The organism is Mumia flava, assembly GCF_002797495.1.
GTDB classification, from domain to species: domain Bacteria; phylum Actinomycetota; class Actinomycetes; order Propionibacteriales; family Nocardioidaceae; genus Mumia; species Mumia flava.
The window spans coordinates 1,445,373-1,465,432 of sequence record NZ_PGEZ01000001.1 but is presented as its reverse complement, the minus strand read 5'-3'; the positions used below and the strand labels follow the sequence as shown (position 1 = coordinate 1,465,432).

Sequence of the window (20,060 nt, the reverse complement as noted above, 5' to 3'; positions counted from 1 at the left end):
GGACCGGTCTGTTGCTCGATCGGCCGGCCCCGGCGGCCTTCGCTGCGCGGGAGTACCGGCGCGCGACGACGGCGAGTGCGGCGCCGAGCTCGGGCGGTCCGTCGACGGTGAGGTCGGCGCCGAGCAGGCCCAGCCACAGCGCGAGCGGTGATCTGCACGCAAGACCGTTGGGGCGTACAACGATCTGGTGAGTACTTCGAGCAACTCTGGTGAGCGCGCCGGCGACAGCGACGCCCTCGGCACCGTCACGACCAACATCCCGGCGCGGCTCGATCGGCTGCCCTGGGCGCGGTTCCACTGGATGATCGTGATCGGACTGGGCACCGTCTGGATCCTCGACGGCCTCGAGGTCACGATCGTCGGCAACCTCTCGGCCGTCCTCAAGGACTCGACCGACGGACTCGGCCTGACCAGCGGCCAGATCGGCATGGCCGGCGCGATCTACGTCGCCGGCGCCTGCATCGGCGCACTGTTCTTCGGGCAGCTCACCGACCGGTTCGGGCGCAAGCGCCTGTTCATCATCACCCTGCTCGTCTATCTCGGCGGCACCGTGCTGACCGCGTTCTCGATGAACCCCGCGTGGTACTTCGGCTGTCGCTTCATCACCGGCCTGGGGATCGGTGGCGAGTACGCGGCGGTGAACTCCGCGATCGACGAGCTGATCCCCGCGAAGTACCGCGGGCGGATCGACATCACGATCAACGGCTCGTACTGGATCGGCGCCGCGTTCGGCGCGCTCATCACGATCCCACTGCTCGACCCGGCCCTCGTCAACCCGGAGTTCGGCTGGCGGTTCTGCTTCGCCCTCGGCGCCGTCCTCGGCCTCGTCGTGCTGTTCGTGCGGCGCAACGTCCCGGAGTCGCCGCGCTGGCTGTTCATCCACGGGCGGGAAGACGCCGCCGAGGAGGTCGTACGGGAGATCGAGGACCGCGTCGAGCACGAGGACGAGGTCGATCTGGAGGATCCCGAGCAGACGATCACCGTCCACCAGCGCAAGACCATCGGGCTGCCGACGATCGCACGGACGGTGTTCGCGACCTACCCCCGCCGTACGGTGCTGTGCCTGGGGATGTTCGTCGGGCAGGCGTTCCTCTACAACGCGTTCTTCTTCACCTTCGGCGACACTCTGCAGACGTTCCTCGGAGTCGGGCAGACCGGCTGGTACCTCGCCGCGTTCGCGCTCAGCAACTTCGCGGGCGCGCTGATCCTCGGGCCGCTGTTCGACAAGGTCGGCCGTGTCCCGATGATCTCGTCGACGTACATCGTCTCCGGCGTCGTGCTCGCTGTCGCCGGGTTCGTGCTGGGCGACCTGACCGCGCTCACGCTCACCGTGTTCGGGATCGTCGCCTTCTTCTTCGCGTCTGCCGGCGCAAGCTCGGCCTACCTGACGGCCAGCGAGGTGTTCCCGATGGAGACCCGCGCGCTCTGCATCGCCTTCTTCTACGCGATCGGAACGGCGGTCGGCGGGATCACCGGGCCCCTGATCTTCGGTCGGCTGATCGAGAGCGCGAGCAACGCCGGCGACATCACCGGGATCGCGCCCGGCTACTTCCTCGGCGCCGCCCTGATGGTCCTCGGGGGGATCATGGCGCTGTTCCTCGGTGTGAAGGCAGAGCAGCAGTCGCTCGAGGACATCGCCACCCCATTGACCGCGCAGGACGACGACTGACAACTTCCCGCCCGGCGCGCAGGCTGGTCGCTACGTTCGGGTGTTGTGCACGATCACGGTCGTCTGCACCCGCACCACGCCGATCCGGTGGGCAGCATCGACGGGCGGCGGCGTACGGTCGCGCTCGCGACGCTGTGCCTGTGCGCCCTGACCGCCGGGGTCGATCTCACGATCACCAACGTCGCGGTCCCGTTCATCGGGCGCGCGCTGGACGCATCCACGAACGAGCTGCAATGGGTCGTCGCCTCGTACAGCATCGTCCTCGCCGGCTTGCTCGTGCTCGGCGGCGCTGCCGCCGACCGGTACGGCCGACGGCGGGTGTTCCTGGTGAGCTACGCGCTGTTCGCCGTGGCTTCCTTGGTGGCCGCCTTCAGCCCGTCGGTCGGCCTGCTGATCGCGGCCCGGGCCCTGATGGGGGTCGGTGCGGCGGGGGTCACCGCGCCGGCCCTCGCGATCATCGCCTCGATGTACGCCCCCGAGGAACGCGGCCCGGCGATCAGCACGTTCGTCGTGTTCGGAGCATCCGGGCTCGCCGTCGGACCGATCGCCGGCGGGCTGCTCCTCGACCACTTCTGGTGGGGATCGGTGTTCCTGGTCAACGTGCCGGTGGTGGCGCTCGGCGTGATCGTCGGCGCCCGGACGATCGCCGAGTCGCGAGCGCCTGAGCCACCGGGCGGCTACAGCGATCTCGACGTGGGCGGCGCGATCGCGTCGGTCGTGGGGCTGGGCGGCGTGCTGTTCGCGGTGATCGAAGGGCCGGAGCGCGGCTGGCTGTCCCCGGTCGTGCTCGTGGCGTTCGCCGTCGGCGCGGTCGCGCTGGCCTGGTTCGTACGACGGCAGCTGCGGGCTTCCGCGCCGCTGTTCGACGTCCGGATCCTGCGGCGCCCCGCCGTCCTGGCCGGCTCCGTGACGCTCCTGGTGGCGTACCTGGTCTTCAACTCCTTCCTCTTCCTCACCCCGCAGGACCTCCAGGACGTCCGCGGTGAGTCGATCGTGACGGTCGGTGTCCTGCTCGTTCCTTTCGCCGCCGTGTTCGGTGCGTGCTCGCTGCGGGCCCACCGGGTCCTGGCGCGGCTCGGTCCCCGCTGGACGATCACGTCCGGCCTGCTCGTGTGCGCTACCGCGGCGGCGGCCCTCGCCGCCACGGTCGGAGGTCCGACGTGGTCGTCGGTCGGGGCCTCGGTCCTGCTGGGCGCCGGGCTGTCGGTGCTGATCGCTCCGCCGTCGACGGTCGTCATGAACGACCTGCCTCCCGCGAAGGCGGGCCACGGGTCCTCGCTGAACTTCGTCAGCCGGTTCGTCGGCGCCGCCGTCGGCGTGGCGGTCGTCGGGTCGGTGCTCGCGAGCCTGTACGCGTCCGACCTCGCCGCGGCCTCGGGCGGTTCGGGATCGCTCGACGCGAGCCAGGCCGACCGTGCGGACGGGTCGCTGCAGGGCGCGCTCGAGGTCGCCGACGGCCTCGGTCGTACGGACGGTGACGCCCTCGCAGCAGCGGCCCGCGACGCGTTCGACCGCGGTGCGCTCGTGGCGTACCTCGTGATCGCCGTCGTCGCACTGCTCGTGGCGGCGATCGCGTGGGCTGCGCTCCGCCACGTCGACGAGTCGTCCGGTCGGAGTGCGCCCAACGAATCGTGATCCGACTGAGACGCTTCTCCCGCTCGCGACATGGAGAAGATGAGGGACCACGAACGGAGCGCCATGACGACCGAGCCGCCGAGCGAGACCGACCACCCCGGTCGGGAGCCCGACGACGACCGCCTGCTGCTGGCCCGGATGCGCCGCGGTGACCGCGACGCGCTCGGCTTGCTCTACGAACGCCATGTGCGTCCCGTCTACTGGCAGGCCTACCGCGTCGTCGGCGTCGACGCCGATGCCGAGGAGGTCGTCCAGGACGTCTTCGTCACCGCGTGGCGGCGGCGTGACGACATCCACGTCGTCGACCGCTCGGTCCTGCCGTGGCTGCTCGCGACCGCGAAGTACACCGCGCTCAACCACCAGCGCCGCCGGCGACGCCGTGCCTGGGCCGAGCTGGACGAGAACGTCGCCAGCATCCACCCGGGCCCGGACGACGTGGTCGTCGCGGACCTCGTCCTCGAGCGGGTGCACGAGCACGTCCGCTCGCTGTCGACTCTCGACCAGCGGTTGTTCTCGCTGTGCGTCGCCGGCGACCGGTCGTACGCCGAGGCGGCCGACGAGCTCGGCGTCACCCACGGCACGGTCCGCAACCGCGTGTCCCGGATCCGCAGCCGGGTGCGCACCGCCACCGAGGACCTGAGGGGGCCCGCATGACCACCCCGCCCACCCTTCCCGAGCTGACCGACGTCCAGGTGGACCGGATGTACGCAGCGATCGCCGCCGAGGTCGATCGCACCGAGACCCGCCACCGCCGCCGCCGTACGGTCGGGCTCGCCGCCGCTGCGCTCGTGGCCGTCGCCGGTGTCGGGTCCGTCGTGGTCGGGCCGATCCTTCAGGACCAGTCGTCGGGTGACTTCTCGGTCTCGTCCGACGGGGACTCGGGCGCGGTCGCCGAGCGGGCGCCGACCGAGTCGGGCGGCGCCGTCTCCGACGAGGCCGCCCCCGGCGACGGATCGGCCGGCGCCGATGAGGACGGCGGTGTCGCCGGGACGGCGGACGCCGTCACCGACCGCGAGATCGTCACCACCGCGTACGCGACCGTCGAGGTCGAGCGCCCGCGTGAGGCGGCCGACGACCTGGTGGCGTGGGCCGAGGCGGCGGGCGGGCGACTGGAGAGCCGGTCCGAGTCGGGCTCGGGCGACGCACAGCACGCCACGGTGTGGCTGCGGGTCCCGGCCGACCGGGCGACCGACGCGACCGACCATCTCGACGAGCTCGGGACCGTGGCCACGCTCGAGGTGACCTCGGACGACGTGACCGCCCAGGGCCGGGACCTGGACGCTCGGATCTCCGCCCTCCAGGTCTCCGTGGAACGTCTCGAGACCCTCATGTCCCAGGCGTCGTCGACGGACGACCTGCTGCGGGCCGAGCGGGCGCTGTCTCAGCGCCAGGCGGAGCTGGACTCGCTGCAGGCGCAACGCCGCAGCCTGACCGACCAGGTCGCGATGTCCTCGGTGCAGGTCGACCTGATCGAGCCCGACCCGCAGGAGGCGCCCAGCCCGACCGGGTTCCTCGGAGGCCTCGCCGACGGGTGGGACGCGATGCTCGCGGTCGCCGGCACGACGGTCGCGGTGGTCGGGTTCGTGCTGCCGTGGGCGGTTGCGTTGGCGGTGCTGGTCGCCGCGCTCCTCGCCGCCCTGCGGATCCGGCGCCAGGCCTAGACCTTTTCGGGAACGCGGACCCGAGTCTCGACATTGCCGCTGCTCGGGCCACCGCGATGTCGAGAGGCCGGTCCGCAGCACGGAGATGTCGAGACTCGCGTCGCCGTACCCGCCGTCAGGCGGTCTGGTCGCCGACCGGGTCGAGCACGATGACTTCCGGCGGAGCCGCGAGAAGCTCGCCGAGCGCCGCGGACAGCGCCACGAACTCGTCGGACGAGCCGTGGGCCCGCAGCGCGTCGGTCGTCTCGTACGCCTCGATCATCACGTACTCGGTCTCGCTCTTGCGGCGGCGCTGGAGGTCGTAGCGAAGGCATCCGTCGTGGGCGAGCATCGCGGAGCGGACCTCCGCGATCGCCTGCTCGAGCGCGGGTCCGCTGCCGGGCTTCGTGGTCAGGAGCGCGACGACGTTGAGGGTCATGGAGGGCCTTCCGGTCCGGGGCGGGTCTGGCACGTGGTCGAGTGCATCACATCACGTCTCCGGCGCGGGTCGCCTAAGGTGCTCGTGCGGCACCGTGTCGCCCCACCGGAGGAGGACCGCATGCGTACTCGCACCCTCGGCACCCGCGGACCGGAGGTCTCGGCCGTCGGGCTGGGTTGCATGGGCATGTCCCAGGGGTTCGGGCCTGCGCCGGACCGCAGCGCGATGATCGCATTCCTGCGCAGCGCGGTCGAGCACGGCGTGACGTTCTTCGACACCGCCGAGGTGTACGGCCCGTTCGTGAACGAGGCGCTCGTCGGTGATGCGCTGGCCGCGGTGCGCGACGAGGTCGTGATCGCGACGAAGTTCGGCTTCGTCTTCGGAGAGGACGGCTCGTCGCGGCTGTCCAGCCGACCCGACGACATCCGCAACGCCGTCGACGGCTCCCTGACGCGGCTGCGGACCGACGTCATCGACGTGCTCTACCAGCACCGCGTCGACCCCGATGTGCCGATCGAGGAGGTCGCGGGCACGGTCGCGGAGCTCGTGGAGGCAGGCAAGGTGCGGCACTTCGGCCTGTCCGAGGCCGGCGTCGGCACGATCCGGCGCGCGCACGCGACCTTCCCGGTGACGGTGCTCCAGAGCGAGTACTCGCTGTACTGGCGTGAGCCCGAGGCCGAGATCCTGCCGACGCTGGAGGAGCTCGGCATCGGCTTCGTCCCCTTCAGCCCGCTGGGCCGGGGGATCCTGACCGGGCAGGTGACGGCGTCCACCGAGTTCGGCGAGGGTGACATCCGGGCGACGCTGCCGCGGTTCTCCGACGACGTGCGCGAAGCCAACCTCCGGCTCGCCGAGCAGGTCGGCGCGATCGCGACGCGGGCCGGCGCCACCCCCGGGCAGGTGGCCCTCGCGTGGCTGCTCGCGCAGAAGGCGTGGATCGTGCCGATCCCCGGGACCCGTCGGCTCGGTCGGCTCGAGGAGAACCTCGGCGCCGCGGACGTGGTGCTCACCGATGAGCAGCTCGCTGAGCTCGACGCCGCCGCGGACAGCCTGCCGATCGAGGGCGAACGCTACCCCGAGGCGATGCTGCGGATGATCGACCGCTGACGGCGGCGTTCCGAGGGCGGCAGGGCGTACGGCGCCCCGCGGCCGATCAGTCCGCGTCGGGCAGCGGGGCGGTGAGGTAGCGCTGGACGGTCGGGGCGATCGACGCGACCGCTGCGGCCGGGCTGAGCGCGACCACCGGCGGCAGCCGCAGGATGTCGCGACAGAGCGCGAGTCCGAGCATCTGGGTCGCGATCAGGCCGGCTCGTCGCGGCGCCTCGTCCATCCGCTCGTCGGGGAGCACGGAGACGATCGTCGCGACCAGCTGCTCGGCGAACATGCGGTGCATCGTCTCCGCCATCTGCTCGTCGTCGATCGCGGCACGCAGCAGCATGAGCAGCGTGTCGTCGTCCGGGTCCTCCCAGCGTGCGACGAAGTGGGTGACCAGCTGGTGGCCCCGTCTGCTCCGGGCGACCCGGCTCAGCTCGGGTAGTCGCAGGTCGAGGTCGGCCGCGGCCGCGAACAGCTGCTGCTTGCTCCCGAAGTACCGCATCACCATCGCCGGATCGATCCCCGCGTCGGCGGCGACCGCCCGCACGGTGGCCCGGCGGTAGCCCTCGGTCGTGAACCGCGTGCGCGCCGCATCGAGGATCGCCTGCTTCGTCGCCTCCGCGCTGCGCGGTCGCGAGGTTGTCGGGGTCTGCGGAGCAGCCATCGCGGTCCCTCGTCTCGTCATCGGCGGTGCCCACACCGTACGGCGGTCAACGTTCGTTGACAAGCGAATCGAGGTTGCGAGGACGGGGTGTACCGCTGGCGGCTGAAGCTAGAGCACGCCATCGAATCATCTCGGTTAGACGTATAGTATTGTCTCGCTTTTACCCATACTATTGTCTCGTTTAGGCCTAGAGGATGGTCTCGGTGCCTGCGAGGGAGCAGCGACGTGCATGACTACCGAACGCGTGTGGCGGACGGGGATCTCGCCGACCGGATGAGATGGGCGGGTGCCGTTCTCATCGAGGGTCCTAAGGCTTGCGGGAAGACCGCCACGGCCGAGCGTGTGGCGGCAACGACGTTCCAGATGGACACCGACATGGGCGCCCAGGCTCTGGTGCAGACGGCACCGGAGGTTCTGCTCGGCGCACACGCGCCGGTGCTCTTCGACGAGTGGCAGATCACCCCGTCCTTGTGGAATCTCGTTCGTCGCGAGGTCGACAACCATCGGGCTCGTGGCCGATTCATCCTCACTGGATCGGCGACGCCTGATGACGATGCTGCACGACACACAGGGGCTGGTCGGTTCTCTCGGCTGGAGATGCGGCCCATGAGCCTCTTCGAGGGTGGGGTCTCGAACGGTCAGGTGTCGCTGCGTGGACTGTTCGATGGCGACTTCGCGCCGACACTCGACCCGGGGGTCACGGTGCCTGAGCTGGTGGAGCGCATGGTGGTCGGCGGTTGGCCCGACTTGTTGGATGCGCCCGTCCGCGAGGCTCAACGTTGGATGTCCGACTACTTGCGCACCGTCGTCGAGATCGACCTGCCGCGGCTCGGTGTCAGGCGGGATCCCGAGAGCCTCATGCGAATGCTCCGTTCCCTCGGGCGTGGCGTAGGGACCGGGCTGACTGCGAAGGCGGTGGCATCGGATGTCGGCGGCCCCGATGGCCCAGCCCGGCAGGAGACGGTGGCGAGGTACCTCGATGCGCTCCGCAGGCTGATGCTCACCGAGGACGTTCCGGCCTGGGCGCCGCACATGCGCGCCACTACGCCGCTGAGAAAGGCCGCGACGCGCTTCATGGCAGATCCTTCCCTCGGGATTGCTTCGCTGGGTGCGGGGCCGACGCAGCTGCTGCGGGACCTCAACGCAGCCGGGTTCCACTTCGAGGGGCTCGTCGCGCGAGATCTCCGTGTCTACGGTCAGCCCCTGGGTGGGCGACTGTGGCATTGGCGCGACAACAACGGGCACGAGGTCGACTTCGTCATCACGCTCGACGACGGTCGCTGGGGTGCACTCGAGGTGAAGATGAACCCGGAGGCAGTTGACTCCGCGGCCGACTCGCTCCTGAGGTTCGTCCAGAAGGTCGACACGAGCAAGGTTGGTCTGCCGGAGTTCATGGGAGTGGTGACGACGCGGTCGTCAGCGATCCGACGTCGCGACGGCATTCTCGTTCTACCCGTCGCAGCGCTCGGCCCATGAAGTCGGGGTGCGGCCGGTCCAAGCCATCGTCGGGCTCGTGCGCCGCACGGTGGGTCAACAGCCGTTGACAACCAGGCCGCGGCCATGCATGCTGGGGACGGGGTTCAGGTCAACATGTGTTGGCATAGGGAGTGCGGATGACCCGAGCGCAGGAGATTGCACGATGAGGCCGGCGGCCTCGCGGATCGGGAGCGCTGCGTTCTTCCTCGCCGCGCCCGGCACGACCGCCGGTCTGATCCCGTGGGTGATCACCGGCTGGTCGATGCCCGACGACGGCACCCTGCGTACGGCGTCGGTGGCCGTCGGCTCGGCGGTCGTCGTGGTCGGGCTGGTCCCGGTCGTCGATGCGTTCGTGCGCTTCGCCCGCGCGGGCGGCACCCCGATGCCGGCAGCGCCGACCGAGCGACTCGTCGTGGACGGCTTCAACCGCTGGATGCGCAACCCGATGTACGCGGGGGTGACGCTGGTGATCGCCGGCCAGGCGCTCGTCTTCGGGTCGTGGGCGGTGCTCGCGTACGCCGGCCTGTTCTGGGCCGTGACGGCGTCCTTCGTGCGGTGGTACGAGGAGCCGACGCTGCTGCGGACCTACGGCGAGGCCTACCGGCGCTACCGCGAGGCCGTGCCGGCGTGGTGGCCGCGCCGGCGTCGACGGAGTGTCACCACTCAGCCGAACCAGCCGTAAGCCCTCACCCGGATCATCGTCCGGTCACAGAATCACACGGTGGGCCCCGTGGGACTCGAACCCACAACCCGCGGATTAAAAGTCCGCTGCTCTGCCGATTGAGCTAGAGGCCCCGGGCGGGTGGCCCGATCACGGCGGCCAGTATGCCGTACGCGCCCGGTGCGCGAGACCGCGCCGACAGCTCACTCGCCCCGCAGGAGCGACGGCGACGGGTCGTACGGCAGGTAGCCGAGCGACCACGGATCGAGCTGGCGGAGCTGGTTCAGCGTGCTGATGTTGCGGACCATGAGGTCGTTCGCGCGCCGCCCGACTGCGGTCGAGGTGACGTTCGCCGGCGTGTAGTACCAGGTGTCGGCGTACCCGTCGCCGTCGGTGTCGAGACACTGCCACTCGGCGTAGCGGTCCTGGTTGGCGTCGTAGTACATCCGCTCGCCGGCACCGTTCGCGTCGAGGTCCAGCAGGAACGCCTCGAGGTAGCCGTTCTCGTCCTGGTCGAGCGCGACCGCGATCGGCTTGCGCCGCGCGAAGATGGCGATGCGCTCGTAGAGCCCGTTGCGGTTGTCGTCGAACAGGATCGCGTCGCGTCGCCCGTCCGCCTGACGGTCGATGTTGTAGTCCTTGATCCCGTCGCCGTCGCCGTCAGCCATCCAGATCCGTGGAGCCCGCAGGTGCTTCGCACGCTCGAGCCGGCTGGCGCGGAGGCGTCGGGTCGCGAGCGCGCGGACCCGGATGCGCTTGGACTTCTTGGGCAGGGCCCGGTGGGCGCGGTTCTTCCGCAGCCGCACGACCACGGACCGCGTCCGCTTCTTCCTCCCCACGCGGTACGAGATGCGTGCCTTGCGGGCGTTGCTGCGGACCTTGACCGCGACCTTGCCGCGTCCGACGCGGCGCCACGTGGCCTTCAGGCGGGCCCGCTTCTTGCGCCGCCGCTCCTCGGCCGCGTCGGCGACACCCGCGGTGCGTGCCGTCGTGCCGCCGGCCCCCGCGGCCGCAGCGCTTGACGTCGTCGTCTCCGCGGACGCTGTGGCGGCGGCTGTCTCGAGGCAGAACGCGGTCAGCACGAGCGGAACGACGAGAACGAGAGCGGTTCGACCCATGACGGCCTCCTCACCGGTCCGCTCAACCTAGGCGGGCCGCATGGGCGACTTGACCGGATTTCACCGATCCGGCCGAGGGCACCCTCGCGCGTTCGGTGCAAGTGCCGAGCCGAGGCGCCGTGGGGATGCCACGCTGCGCACAGGAGGGTCGCGGGCCGAGACGTCGGCGGGACGCCGGGCGCCGCGGCGACGTGCGATGGCAGAGCGGCTTCCGATCATCTACGTCCGCGGCTTCGGCGGCGGTCAGCGGGGGATCGACTCCCTCGTCGACGACCCGTTCTACGGCTTCAACGTCGGCTCCACCCACGTACGGGTCGGCCCGAAAGGGGCCCCGCGGTTCCACCAGTTCGAGGGGCCGTTGCTGCGCCTGATGAACGAGGACCGCTACAACCTCGCGGTCGGCGGCAACCAGCAGCAGCTCCTGCTGGACGCCGGTGCCGGCGAGCTCGCGCCGGACTCGCTGTGGGTGTACCGGTTCTACGACCGCAACTCCAGCACGTTCGGCGAGGAACCCGAGCCGTACGAGATCGCACGGGCGGCACAGGGGCTCGCCGACTTCATCGCCCTGGTCCGGGAGAAGACCGCAGGCGCCCCGATGGTTAACCTCGTGGCGCACTCGATGGGCGGACTGATCTGCCGGGCGGCGATCCAGAAGCACCTCGACGACCCGGCGTCGGTGGTCTCGAAGCTCTGCACGATCGGCACACCGCACGGCGGGATCGACCCGAAGCTCGGCGGGGGGATCGGGGACTGGGTGATCAAGACGTTCGGTCCGGCCGGCTCGGACATCTTCGCCCCGGAGGTGATGGCCGGCTACATGGTTCCGGAGTCGGAGCTGTCCGACGCGAAGCCGGCGGAGGACTGGGACCCCCGCACGATGCTGAACGGCTTCCCGACCGACCGGGTGCTGTCGATCGCCGGGACGAACGCACGTGACTACGAGGTCGCGCTCGGCCTGTCGGCGAAGGCCATGGGCGAGCAGAGCGACGGCCTGGTCGCGATCCGCAACGCCGTCGTGCTGGGGTCGGCCCGCGCGTACGTCCACCGCTCGCACTCGGGCCGGTACGGGCTGGTGAACTCCGAGGAGGTCTACCAGAACCTGAAGCGGTTCCTGCTCGGCAGCCTCCGCGTCGACTTCCACCTCGCTGGCCTGGATCCGGCACGGCTCACCGCCGACGACGACCGGACCTGGCAGGCCGACGTGAAGCTCGCGATCCGGGAGCTCCCCGTCCTCGTCCACGAGCAGACCGCCGCACACCACTGCCCGGTCGACCTGGAGAAGCTGACCGAGGCCGAGACGCCGCTCCTCACCGTCTTCCTCGCACCCGGCTCGAAGTCGACGATCCGCTACGCCCTGAACCTGCGGCTCGCATCGCTCGTCGCCCGCGGCGGCTGGTTCAACTTCGGCGACCACCTCGAGCAGATCGCCGACTGGGACGACAGCCTGCTCGTCGAGCTCGAGATCAAGCCGGTCGGCGACCCCGAGGCCGGCAACGTCGTCGGCGGTGCGTGCGCGTGGAACAGCGAGCTGGCCGGGCCCGTCCGCTCCTCGACCCTGGCCCCGAACGTGATGGAGTGGACCGGCGGGAGCGAGAACGGCTGGAGCGGCGTCGTGCAGCTCCCCGAGACGGCGAGGACGCTGCTCGGCCCCGACGCCCACCTCCGGTTCGACGCGCGGCTGTGGTGACCGGGCCGCTGCTGACCGTCGGCGAGCAGCGCACCGTGCGGGTGGCGTCACGACCGCGCTGGGTCGCGACCGGCGCCGTGCTCGTCGCGGGCGGGTCGTACGACCTCACCGCCACCGGCACGTGGACCGACTGGCGGACCGAGTGCGGACCGGACGGGTACGCGTCGCCGAACCGCGTGCTCCGTTGGGCGGAGCGGCTGAGGCGGCACCGCGAAGCGGACTGGTTCACGCTGATCGGCACCGTCGGGTCGAACGGCGCGGCGACGTTCGCCATCGGCTCCGGGACGACCCACCTCGCCGAGGCCGGCGGCGAGCTGCGGTGCTTCGCCAACGACGTCGCGTGGTTCGGGTTCAACAACAGCGGCGCGGTCGAGCTGACGATCCGCCGCACCGCGTGACGGCCACCGCACGTCGCCGTCTGGACGAGCGGAGTCGGGCATGTCGGTGCAGAATCGGGCCACCGCGGGTGTCGTCCCCGTCGCCCCGCCCGGTGAGAGGAAGCCCCCATGCGATCGTCCCGTCGAGCCGGTGCCCTCGCCGGCGCCGCCCTGATGTCGGCCGCTGTCCTGGTCGCGGCCCCCGCTGCCGCGGATCCCCCTGATCGCGACCGGTTCAGCGTGCGCTCCGCCAAGGACGGCACGCACCCCGGATCCCTGACCGCGAAGGCTGCCCGGTGGGCGGCGAAGCACGGCGCCGGCGTCGGAGATCCACTGCCGATGCCGAGCTCGTACCCCTACCAGCCGCAGCTCACCGTGTTCCCCGAGACAGAGCCGGACGCGGCCGACACCGGCAACCTCGTCGGGTACGACCAGATCGCTCCGATGCTGAACGACCTGATGGCCGGCTCGGACCGCGTCTCGACGCAGGTCGTCGGGCAGTCGACGCAGGGCCGCGACCTCTACCTGGTGACGCTCACCGCACCCGAGAGGCGCCACGAGACCCGGCTCCAGACGGCGTGGCGGGACGAGATCCGCGAGCACCCGAGACTCGCCGAGCGTGACCGGCTCCTCCAGAAGCACTACAAGACGCCGATCTGGATCAGCGCCAACATCCATGGCAACGAGTGGGAGGGCACCGACGCGGCGCTGCAGTACATCGAGCAGCTCGCCACTGCTCCGTGGTCGCAGGTCCGGGATCTGCTCAGCGAGCACCGGATCTACTTCAGCCTCACCCTGAACCCGGACGGGCGCACGATCGGGCAGCGCGCGACCGCGCTCAACCTCGACGAGAACCGCGACATGGTCACGAACACCACGCCCGAGTCGGTCTCGTTCGTCCGCACGGCGCAGGCCGTCCAGGCGCTGTACGCCGCGGACTTCCACGGCTACACCCGGGTCCTGCAGGTCGAGCCCTGCGGACCGCCGCACGGCGACGACTACGAGTACGACCTGTTCATCCCGCACGGGTACGCGCTCTCGCTCCAGGTGGAGCAGGACGTCGTCGCGGCCGACATCCCGGGCAACACGTACTACGACGTGACGACCGGGCAGGTCGTGGACGAGAACACCGGACCCGACACGGCGCACATCAAGATCCCGTACCGCGACACCCCGTCCGGCTGGGACGACTACCCGCCGATCTTCACCGCGCAGTACGCCGCGTTCTCCGGAGCGGTCACCTCGACCGTGGAGCTGCCGAAGTCGCGCCCGAACGGGAGCTCGCAGACGCCGGAGAACGCCGTGGTGAACACCGCCGTCGCGCTGCAGACCATGCAGAGCCTGGTCGACTACGTCGAGACGAACGACGACGCGATGCTCGACGACCAGATCGAGTTCTTCCGCCGGGCGGGATCCGGCGCGCCGCGCGTCGCGCTGACCTCGGAGAACCTCGACGAGGTGGCCGGCCCCGACGAGTGGAAGGCCGAGTGGGACGCGGCCGACGACCAGAACGCGGTCACCTATCCGCGGGCGTTCGTGATCCCGACGGGTTCGGGTCAGCGCTCGAGCAGCGACGCGCGGTTCCTCGTCGAGCGGCTCCAGCTGCACGGGGTCGAGGTCGGGCGGCTCGTGCGCACCAGCCGCATCGACGGCACCACGTACCCGGCCGGGTCGTACGTCGTCGACATGCACCAGCCGCGACGCAACCTGGCGCACAACCTGCTCGCGGCGGGCAGCGACATCTCGGACAAGGTCCCGAGCATGTACGACGTGTCGGCGTGGAGCTGGGGCTACCTGTGGGGCGCGACGGTCGAGCCGGTCGGGACGACCGGGAGCGGCTCCCTCCCGTGGACCCGCCCGGCCACCCGTCACGACGCCGACGGGGACGTCCCGCGGTCGAAGGCCGCTCTGACCTTCGACCTCGCCGGCGTCGGCGACTTCCAGGCACTGAACGCCCTGCTCGAGGACGGGATCGCCGTGTCGCAGCTGTCCGACGGTTCGGCGCTCGTGGACGACGGCTCGGCCGGCCGCCGGGCGGCGGCCGAGGCCGCCGACGAGTTCGGCGTCGACTTCGAGACGGCCTCGAAGCGCGACCTCGCCGAGGTGCGGTCCGGCCGGGCGAAGGGGCTGGAGGACCTCACCGTGGGCTGGACCGGGAGCCAGGACGACCTGCTGTCGCTCACCCAGCTCGGCTTCGACGACCTGGTCGAGCTGGACGAGGCCGAGCTGGCCGCGGACCCGTCGATCCTCGACGACGTCGACGTGATGTGGCTCGGGTCCGGCCTGTCCTTCGGCGCCGGTGAAGAAGCCGGTGCGGCGGCGCTGGACGCCTACGTCGCCGACGGCGGCGGGATCGTCGGCCGCGGGACGGGCGCGTTCTCGACCGCGACCGATCTCGGTCTGATGTCGGGCACCGCCGTGAGCGGCAACCGGTCCGGCAACGGGATCGTCACCGTCGACACCGTCGACGACGGGGTACTGTCGGCGTACCCGCAGGGCCACGCCTTCGTGTACCCGGCGATCTGGTTCGCCGGCCTGGGGACGGGCACCACCGTCGAGCAGGCGTACGGCGCGGACCCGCTGGTGGCGGGGCACTGGCGGCCGAGCGGGAGCGGCGGCAACGGGCCGGCCGACTCCGCAGGCCAGGCGGCGGTCGTCTCCGCGGCGTCCGACTCCGGCGCGAAGGCGCTCGTGTTCGGGACGTCGGTGGTGTTCCGGACGCACCCCAAGGGCGGGATGAGCCAGGTGGCGACCGGACTGTTCTGGGCCTCGCCCGACGGCGACGGGGTTCCGGCGCCGTGACGACCGCGGTGTGACACTGGGGCACCGAACTGTCAGACTGGTTCGGTGCCCCAGCTGAGTCCAGCCCGCCGCGCGCAGGTCCTCGGCCCGGCGTTGCGGGTCTTCGCCCGCAACGGCTACCGCGCGACCTCGATGCAGCTGCTGGCCGACGCGACGGAGCTGTCCCGCCCGGCGCTCTACCAGTACTTCCCGAACAAGCGAGGCGTGTTCCGGGCCGCGGTGGCGTTCGCCCTCGACGGCGCGGTCCACGACGTACGCGCGGCGGCCGCCGGTGCCGGTCCGCCTCGGCAGCGTCTGCTCGACGTTCTGAGGCATGTTCTCGTCTTCTACGACGGTCCCGAGCTGGGTCGGATCCGTGCCGAGCTGATCGACCAGACGTACGCCCAGGCGGGCGATCTCTGGGAGGGTTTCGAGACCGCGCTCCTCGATGCCGTCGAGCGCGTCCTGTGCGAGGCCGGGGTCGGGGAGGCGGACGAGACGGCGGTCGTCGTGGTCTACGGCGTCGAGGGGATCGCCCTGAAGTCGACGGACCGCACCGCCCGCGACCGCGCCGTCGCCCGGCTCGTCGACCTCGCGCTCACCGCATCCACCCGCTGACATTATTGCGGATTTGTGTCAGGATCGCTCCACCCGACCACAGGAGCGACCGATGGACATCACCGAGGCACGCCAGACCTTCGCCCGACTGCGCGAGACCGACGGCACGGTCGACCCCGACGAGCTCGACGCCGTCTGGGCAGCGCTCGACGTCGTCCGGCCCGAGGCGCTGCTCGGTCGGTGGAAGGGCGGTGAGTTCGTCACCGGCCACCGGATGAACGGGATGCTGGAGCGGATCGGGTGGTACGGCAAGACCTTCTCGTCGCTGGACGACGCGCAGCCGCTGGTCTGCCGCGGGTCCGACGGCGAGCTGTACTCCGACCTGACGACCGGCAAGGGCGCCGCGAGCCTGTGGATGGTGGAGTTCCGTGGCGAGTCGACCGCGACCATGGTCTACGACGGCCAGCCGGTGCTCGACCACTTCAAGCAGGTCGACGAGTCCACCGTGCTCGGCATCATGAACGGCAAGGGCGTCCTCGACGACGAGCGGCACTTCTACTTCTTCCTCGAGCGCGCGTGAGCGCCCGTACGGCCCGCGCCGCGATCGTCGAACGACCGGGTGGACCGTTCGTGCTCGACGAGATCGAGGTCGACGGGCCGCAGGACGACCAGGTCCTGGTCCGGATCGACGCCGTCGGGCTCTGCCACACCGACATCAGCACCCGGGCGATGCTCACCGAGCGGCTGCTCCCGGCCGTCCTCGGCCACGAGGGCGCGGGCGTGGTCGAGGCCGTCGGGAGCCGGGTCCGCGGGGTCGGCCCGGGCGACCACGTGGTCTGCACCTTCCGCAGCTGCGGGTCGTGCACCTCCTGCACGACCGGGGCTCCGGCGTACTGCACCGCACGGGGCCTGAACAGCCTCGGCGGCCGCGCCGCCGGCACCAGCGCTCTGACGCGCCGCGGCGAGCGGCTCAACGGCGGGTTCTTCGGGCAGTCCAGCTTCGCGAGGTACGCCCTCGCGTACGAGTCGAACGTCGTCACGGTCCCCGCCGGTGTTCCGGCCGGCGTCGCCGCGCCGCTCGGGTGCAGCGTCCAGACCGGAGCAGGAGCCGTGCTCAACGTGCTCCGTCCCACGGCCGGTGAGCCGGTCGTCGTGCTGGGCACGGGCGCGGTCGGCATGGCGGCCGTGATGGCGGCCGTGGCCTCCGGCGCCGACGTGATCGCGGTCGACCCCGTGGCGTCGCGCCGCACGCTCGCCGTCGAGCTCGGTGCCCGCGCAGCCCTCGATCCGGTCGACGACCCGGTCGGTGCGGTCCGCGACCTCACCGACGGGGGCGCTGCCTGCGCGGTCGACACCACCGGGCGGCCGGAGGTCGTCGCGTCCGCACTCGACCTGCTCGGCCCCCGCGGCCGGCTCGCCGTGCTGGGGATCGGGCAGTCGTTCCCGGTCGAACCGATGACCCTGATGTCCAAGGGCATCACCGTGCGAGGCGTGATCGAAGGCGACTCCGTGCCCGAGGTCTTCATCCCGCGGCTGCTCGCGCTGCACGCCGACGGCCGGCTGCCGCTGGAGCGGATCATCACCCGGATGCCCTTCGAGACGATCGAGGACGCGGTCGCGGCGAGCGCGTGCGGCGACGTGATCAAGCCGGTCCTCACCTTCGGGTGAGGCGGAATGGCTGGGTCGTCGAACCCGTTGTGCGGGGCATGAGAGCCATCGCCTACGACGAGTTCGGCAGCGCCGACGTGCTGCACCTGCGCGACCTCCCCGACCCGCACCCCGGCCCGGACACCGTGGTCGTCCGTGTGGTCGCGGCCGGAGTCAACCCGGTGGACTACAAGGTCCGCGAGGGCTACCTCCAGGGGCTGATCGACGTCGACTTCCCCGCCGTCCCGGGGTGGGACGTCGCCGGCGTGGTCGAGCAGGTCGGTCTCGACACGCCGGAGCTGCAGGTCGGTGACGAGGTGTTCGCCTACGCCCGCAAGGACACGGTCGGCGGCGGCACGCTCGCGGAGCGGGTCGCGGTGCCGGTCCGGACGGTCGCCCGCAAGCCGGCGTCGATCGGGTTCGAGGAGGCCGCGGCCGTGCCGCTGGCCGGGCTGACGGCCCTCCAGACCGTCCGACGGTCGGGGCTGGGCGAGGGATCGACGGTCCTGGTCCACGCGGCGGCCGGCGGTGTCGGCTCGTTCGCCACGCAGCTCGCCGTCCACGCCGGTGCGCGGGTGGTCGGGACCGCGTCGGAGCCGAACCACCCGTACCTGCGGGAGCTCGGCGCCGAGCCGATCACGTACGGCGCCGGGCTGGTCGACCGTGCGCGCGCCCTCGCGCCGGACGGGTACGACGTGATCCTCGACTACGTCGGCGGCGACGCCGTCGAGACGGCCGGCGAGCTGCTCGCCGACGGCGGGACGGTCGTGTCGATCACGGACGCTCGCGCGCGAGACGAGCTGGGCGGCGAGTACGTCTGGGTGCGTCCTGACCCCGACGACCTCACCGCTCTCGCGGGGCTGATCGACGCCGGCGCGGTCCGCGTCGAGGTGGCGCAGGTCTTCGATCTCGCCGACGCGGCGGACGCGCACCGGGCGGTGGAGACCGGCCACACCCGCGGCAAGGTCGTCGTCCGGGTCGGCTGACCGGTCGAAGGCGCGACCCCGGGACCGGGTGGTCCCGGGGTCGCCTCCCGGACGGGCGTCCCTCAGACGAGGCCGACCGCCGCGGTGAAGGTGCCGGTGGGATCGGCGTCCGCCATGACCTCGGCGAGCAGGGCGCGGTCGCTGTACGAGGCGGTGCGCTCGAGGGTGTCCCAGGCCGCGACCAACGTCGACGCCACCGAGCCGGCGGTCCACGGGCGCAACGTGGCAGCGACGCCGTCGAACGCGTCCCGGATCACGGCCTCGACGGCCGGGTCGGGCACCAGCGCGAGTGCCGTGGCGACGAACGTGGACGGGACCGCGGTGACGAACCCGTCCCGGTGCCCCGGGCGCGCAGGACCCAGGTGGCGGATCTGGAGCTGCATCACCGGGCCCGGGCGGCCGACCGCGGCGAGCACGGCGTCGACGGTCGCGGGCGTCACCTCGCCGAGCGGTACGGCGCGGTGCGCTGCGGGCATCGGGTCGACCGGCTCCTCGCAGATGTCGCCGACCTCGGCCGCCGTACGGACCCGCATCGTGTCGTGCTGCACGGTGCCCGCGGCACGGATCGGGGCCAGCGCCCGTTCGAGCGGGCCGATCCCGTCGCTCGCGCAGGCGTCCACCGTGACCAGCGAGCGTCCGCGGATCTCGGCGGGCAGGAACGGCGCGTCCGGCATGTGGGCGATCGACGCCCACAGCGACACGGTGTCCGCGGTCTCGGACGTCGCCGTCGCGAACGCCTCGAGGACGTCGCGGGCGTCGGCGATGTCGAACACCAGGCGTCCACCTGCGATCCGCGGCGCGGGGTGCAGGTCGATCTCGACCGCGGTCACGTAGGCGACGTTGCCGCCCCCGCCGCGCAGCGCCCACATCAGCTCCGGGTCGGACGTGTCGTCGATCCGGCGCAGGCGGCCGTCGGCGTCGACGATCTCCGCCGCGCGCAGCGAGTCCGAGCCCATGCCGAACGCGCGCGTGAACCAGGAGTACCCGCCCTGGAGGGTGTAGCCGACCACGGAGACGTCCGGGTTCGAGCCGATCATGCCCGTCAGACCGGTGCCGTCCAGACGTGCCTGGAGCTGGCCCCAGCGGACGCCGGCACCGACGCGGGCGACGCGCCCCACGACGTCGACGTCGATCTCGTCGAGCCCGCTGCTGCGGACCACGATGCTGCCGCGCAGGCGCCCGCTGGCCCCGTGCCCGCCGGCCTGCGGCGCCACCGTCAGGCCGTAGGCCCGGGCGAACCGGATCGCGGCCGCGACGTCGTCGGTGCTCGACGCGAGGACGACGGCGCACGGCGCCTGGTCGATCGCGAGGTTCCAGGCGAGGCTGACCTCGTCCCACCCGGGCTCACCGGGCAGGACGAGACGGTCGCCGATCTGGACCCGCAGGGCGTCGAACGCGATGTCGTCCGTGCCCGCGGTGTGACGACCCGGTCGGATCTCGATCGCGTCGGTCGTTGTGGTCATGATGCTTCCTTGCTGGTGGTGCCGGTCGGACCGGCTCGGTTCGTTTGACATCGACCACGGTGAGCCCGGCACCTTGGGGAGTCCTTGGGATCGGCTTGGGGCGGGTCCGGGGGCGTGCCGTACGGCCCGTCCTGCCGGGCGGGACAGCGGAAATCGCGCAGCGG

The 20,060-nt window shown here is 71.6% G+C and carries 18 protein-coding genes and 1 tRNA gene; 14 read left to right on the top strand and 5 right to left on the bottom strand.

Annotated elements, in window-relative coordinates; translation table 11 throughout:
• Window positions 1-187 precede the first annotated feature (187 nt).
• From CLV56_RS06935 to CLV56_RS06920, 4 genes are all read left to right on the top strand, one after another.
• Entirely contained in the window at window positions 188-1,669 is a 1,482-nt protein-coding gene (locus tag CLV56_RS06935) for an MFS transporter (protein WP_039350298.1), read from the top strand.
• A gap of 45 nt (window positions 1,670-1,714) precedes the next feature.
• The gene (locus tag CLV56_RS06930) at window positions 1,715-3,304 is read left to right on the top strand and encodes an MFS transporter (RefSeq protein ID WP_100414593.1); all 1,590 of its coding nucleotides are present in this window, start codon (window positions 1,715-1,717) and stop codon (window positions 3,302-3,304) included.
• Between the two features lie 63 nt (window positions 3,305-3,367).
• A complete protein-coding gene (locus tag CLV56_RS06925; RefSeq protein WP_100414592.1) occupies window positions 3,368-3,958 on the top strand; it encodes an RNA polymerase sigma factor in 591 nt (196 codons plus the stop codon).
• Complete coding sequence (locus CLV56_RS06920; RefSeq protein ID WP_100414591.1) at window positions 3,955-4,965, top strand: DUF4349 domain-containing protein; 1,011 nt, start codon at window positions 3,955-3,957, stop codon at window positions 4,963-4,965. The genes CLV56_RS06925 and CLV56_RS06920 overlap by 4 nt, the downstream gene beginning before the upstream one ends.
• Window positions 4,966-5,080: 115 nt before the next feature.
• On the opposite strand, the gene CLV56_RS06915 is transcribed toward CLV56_RS06920, so the two are convergent.
• A complete protein-coding gene (locus tag CLV56_RS06915) occupies window positions 5,081-5,383 on the bottom strand; it encodes a putative quinol monooxygenase (protein WP_100414590.1) in 303 nt (100 codons plus the stop codon).
• Between the two features lie 120 nt (window positions 5,384-5,503).
• On the opposite strand from CLV56_RS06915, the gene CLV56_RS06910 reads away from it, so the two are divergent.
• Complete coding sequence (locus tag CLV56_RS06910; protein ID WP_039350296.1) at window positions 5,504-6,490, top strand: aldo/keto reductase; 987 nt, start codon at window positions 5,504-5,506, stop codon at window positions 6,488-6,490.
• Between the two features lie 46 nt (window positions 6,491-6,536).
• Here CLV56_RS06910 and CLV56_RS06905 read toward each other — a convergent pair whose 3' ends face one another.
• Window positions 6,537-7,142 carry a TetR/AcrR family transcriptional regulator gene (locus CLV56_RS06905; protein WP_039350286.1) on the bottom strand — a complete coding sequence of 202 codons (606 nt, stop codon included), beginning with the start codon at window positions 7,140-7,142 and terminating at the stop codon, window positions 6,537-6,539.
• 225 nt (window positions 7,143-7,367) lie between these two features.
• On the opposite strand from CLV56_RS06905, the gene CLV56_RS06900 reads away from it, so the two are divergent.
• Complete coding sequence (locus tag CLV56_RS06900; protein WP_039350284.1) at window positions 7,368-8,618, top strand: ATP-binding protein; 1,251 nt, start codon at window positions 7,368-7,370, stop codon at window positions 8,616-8,618.
• A gap of 163 nt (window positions 8,619-8,781) precedes the next feature.
• Entirely contained in the window at window positions 8,782-9,300 is a 519-nt protein-coding gene (locus tag CLV56_RS06895; RefSeq protein WP_039350282.1) for a methyltransferase family protein, read from the top strand.
• Window positions 9,301-9,340: 40 nt separating this feature from the next.
• Here CLV56_RS06895 and CLV56_RS06890 read toward each other — a convergent pair.
• Both CLV56_RS06890 and CLV56_RS06885 read right to left on the bottom strand, forming a co-directional pair.
• Window positions 9,341-9,413, bottom strand: a tRNA-Lys gene (locus tag CLV56_RS06890).
• Between the two features lie 69 nt (window positions 9,414-9,482).
• Window positions 9,483-10,397, bottom strand: coding sequence for a hypothetical protein (locus CLV56_RS06885; protein ID WP_100414589.1), 915 nt, complete (start codon window positions 10,395-10,397; stop codon window positions 9,483-9,485).
• 196 nt (window positions 10,398-10,593) lie between these two features.
• Between CLV56_RS06885 and CLV56_RS06880 the strand changes: the two genes are divergently transcribed.
• The 7 genes from CLV56_RS06880 to CLV56_RS06850 all read left to right on the top strand — a co-directional run bounded on the left by CLV56_RS06880 (window position 10,594) and on the right by CLV56_RS06850 (window position 18,433).
• Window positions 10,594-12,084 carry an alpha/beta hydrolase family protein gene (locus CLV56_RS06880; RefSeq protein WP_039340617.1) on the top strand — a complete coding sequence of 497 codons (1,491 nt, stop codon included), beginning with the start codon at window positions 10,594-10,596 and terminating at the stop codon, window positions 12,082-12,084.
• The gene (locus tag CLV56_RS06875) at window positions 12,081-12,482 is read left to right on the top strand and encodes a hypothetical protein (RefSeq protein WP_157805095.1); all 402 of its coding nucleotides are present in this window, start codon (window positions 12,081-12,083) and stop codon (window positions 12,480-12,482) included. Before CLV56_RS06880 ends, CLV56_RS06875 begins: the two co-directional genes overlap by 4 nt.
• A 108-nt stretch (window positions 12,483-12,590) precedes the next feature.
• Window positions 12,591-15,263 (top strand): M14 family zinc carboxypeptidase, encoded by a 2,673-nt coding sequence (locus CLV56_RS06870; protein ID WP_039340618.1) that lies wholly within the window; start codon window positions 12,591-12,593, stop codon window positions 15,261-15,263.
• A gap of 45 nt (window positions 15,264-15,308) precedes the next feature.
• The gene (locus CLV56_RS06865; protein ID WP_157805094.1) at window positions 15,309-15,860 is read left to right on the top strand and encodes a TetR/AcrR family transcriptional regulator; all 552 of its coding nucleotides are present in this window, start codon (window positions 15,309-15,311) and stop codon (window positions 15,858-15,860) included.
• Window positions 15,861-15,912: 52 nt separating this feature from the next.
• Window positions 15,913-16,380, top strand: coding sequence for a DUF4334 domain-containing protein (locus CLV56_RS06860; protein ID WP_039340619.1), 468 nt, complete (start codon window positions 15,913-15,915; stop codon window positions 16,378-16,380).
• Window positions 16,377-17,468 (top strand): NAD(P)-dependent alcohol dehydrogenase, encoded by a 1,092-nt coding sequence (locus tag CLV56_RS06855; protein WP_039340620.1) that lies wholly within the window; start codon window positions 16,377-16,379, stop codon window positions 17,466-17,468. Before CLV56_RS06860 ends, CLV56_RS06855 begins: the two co-directional genes overlap by 4 nt.
• 38 nt (window positions 17,469-17,506) lie before the next feature.
• A complete protein-coding gene (locus CLV56_RS06850; RefSeq protein ID WP_039340621.1) occupies window positions 17,507-18,433 on the top strand; it encodes an NADP-dependent oxidoreductase in 927 nt (308 codons plus the stop codon).
• Window positions 18,434-18,495: 62 nt separating this feature from the next.
• Here the strand turns inward: CLV56_RS06850 and CLV56_RS06845 are convergent, their stop codons facing one another.
• Complete coding sequence (locus CLV56_RS06845; protein ID WP_157805093.1) at window positions 18,496-19,896, bottom strand: FAD-binding oxidoreductase; 1,401 nt, start codon at window positions 19,894-19,896, stop codon at window positions 18,496-18,498.
• Between the last annotated feature and the right edge of the window lie 164 nt (window positions 19,897-20,060).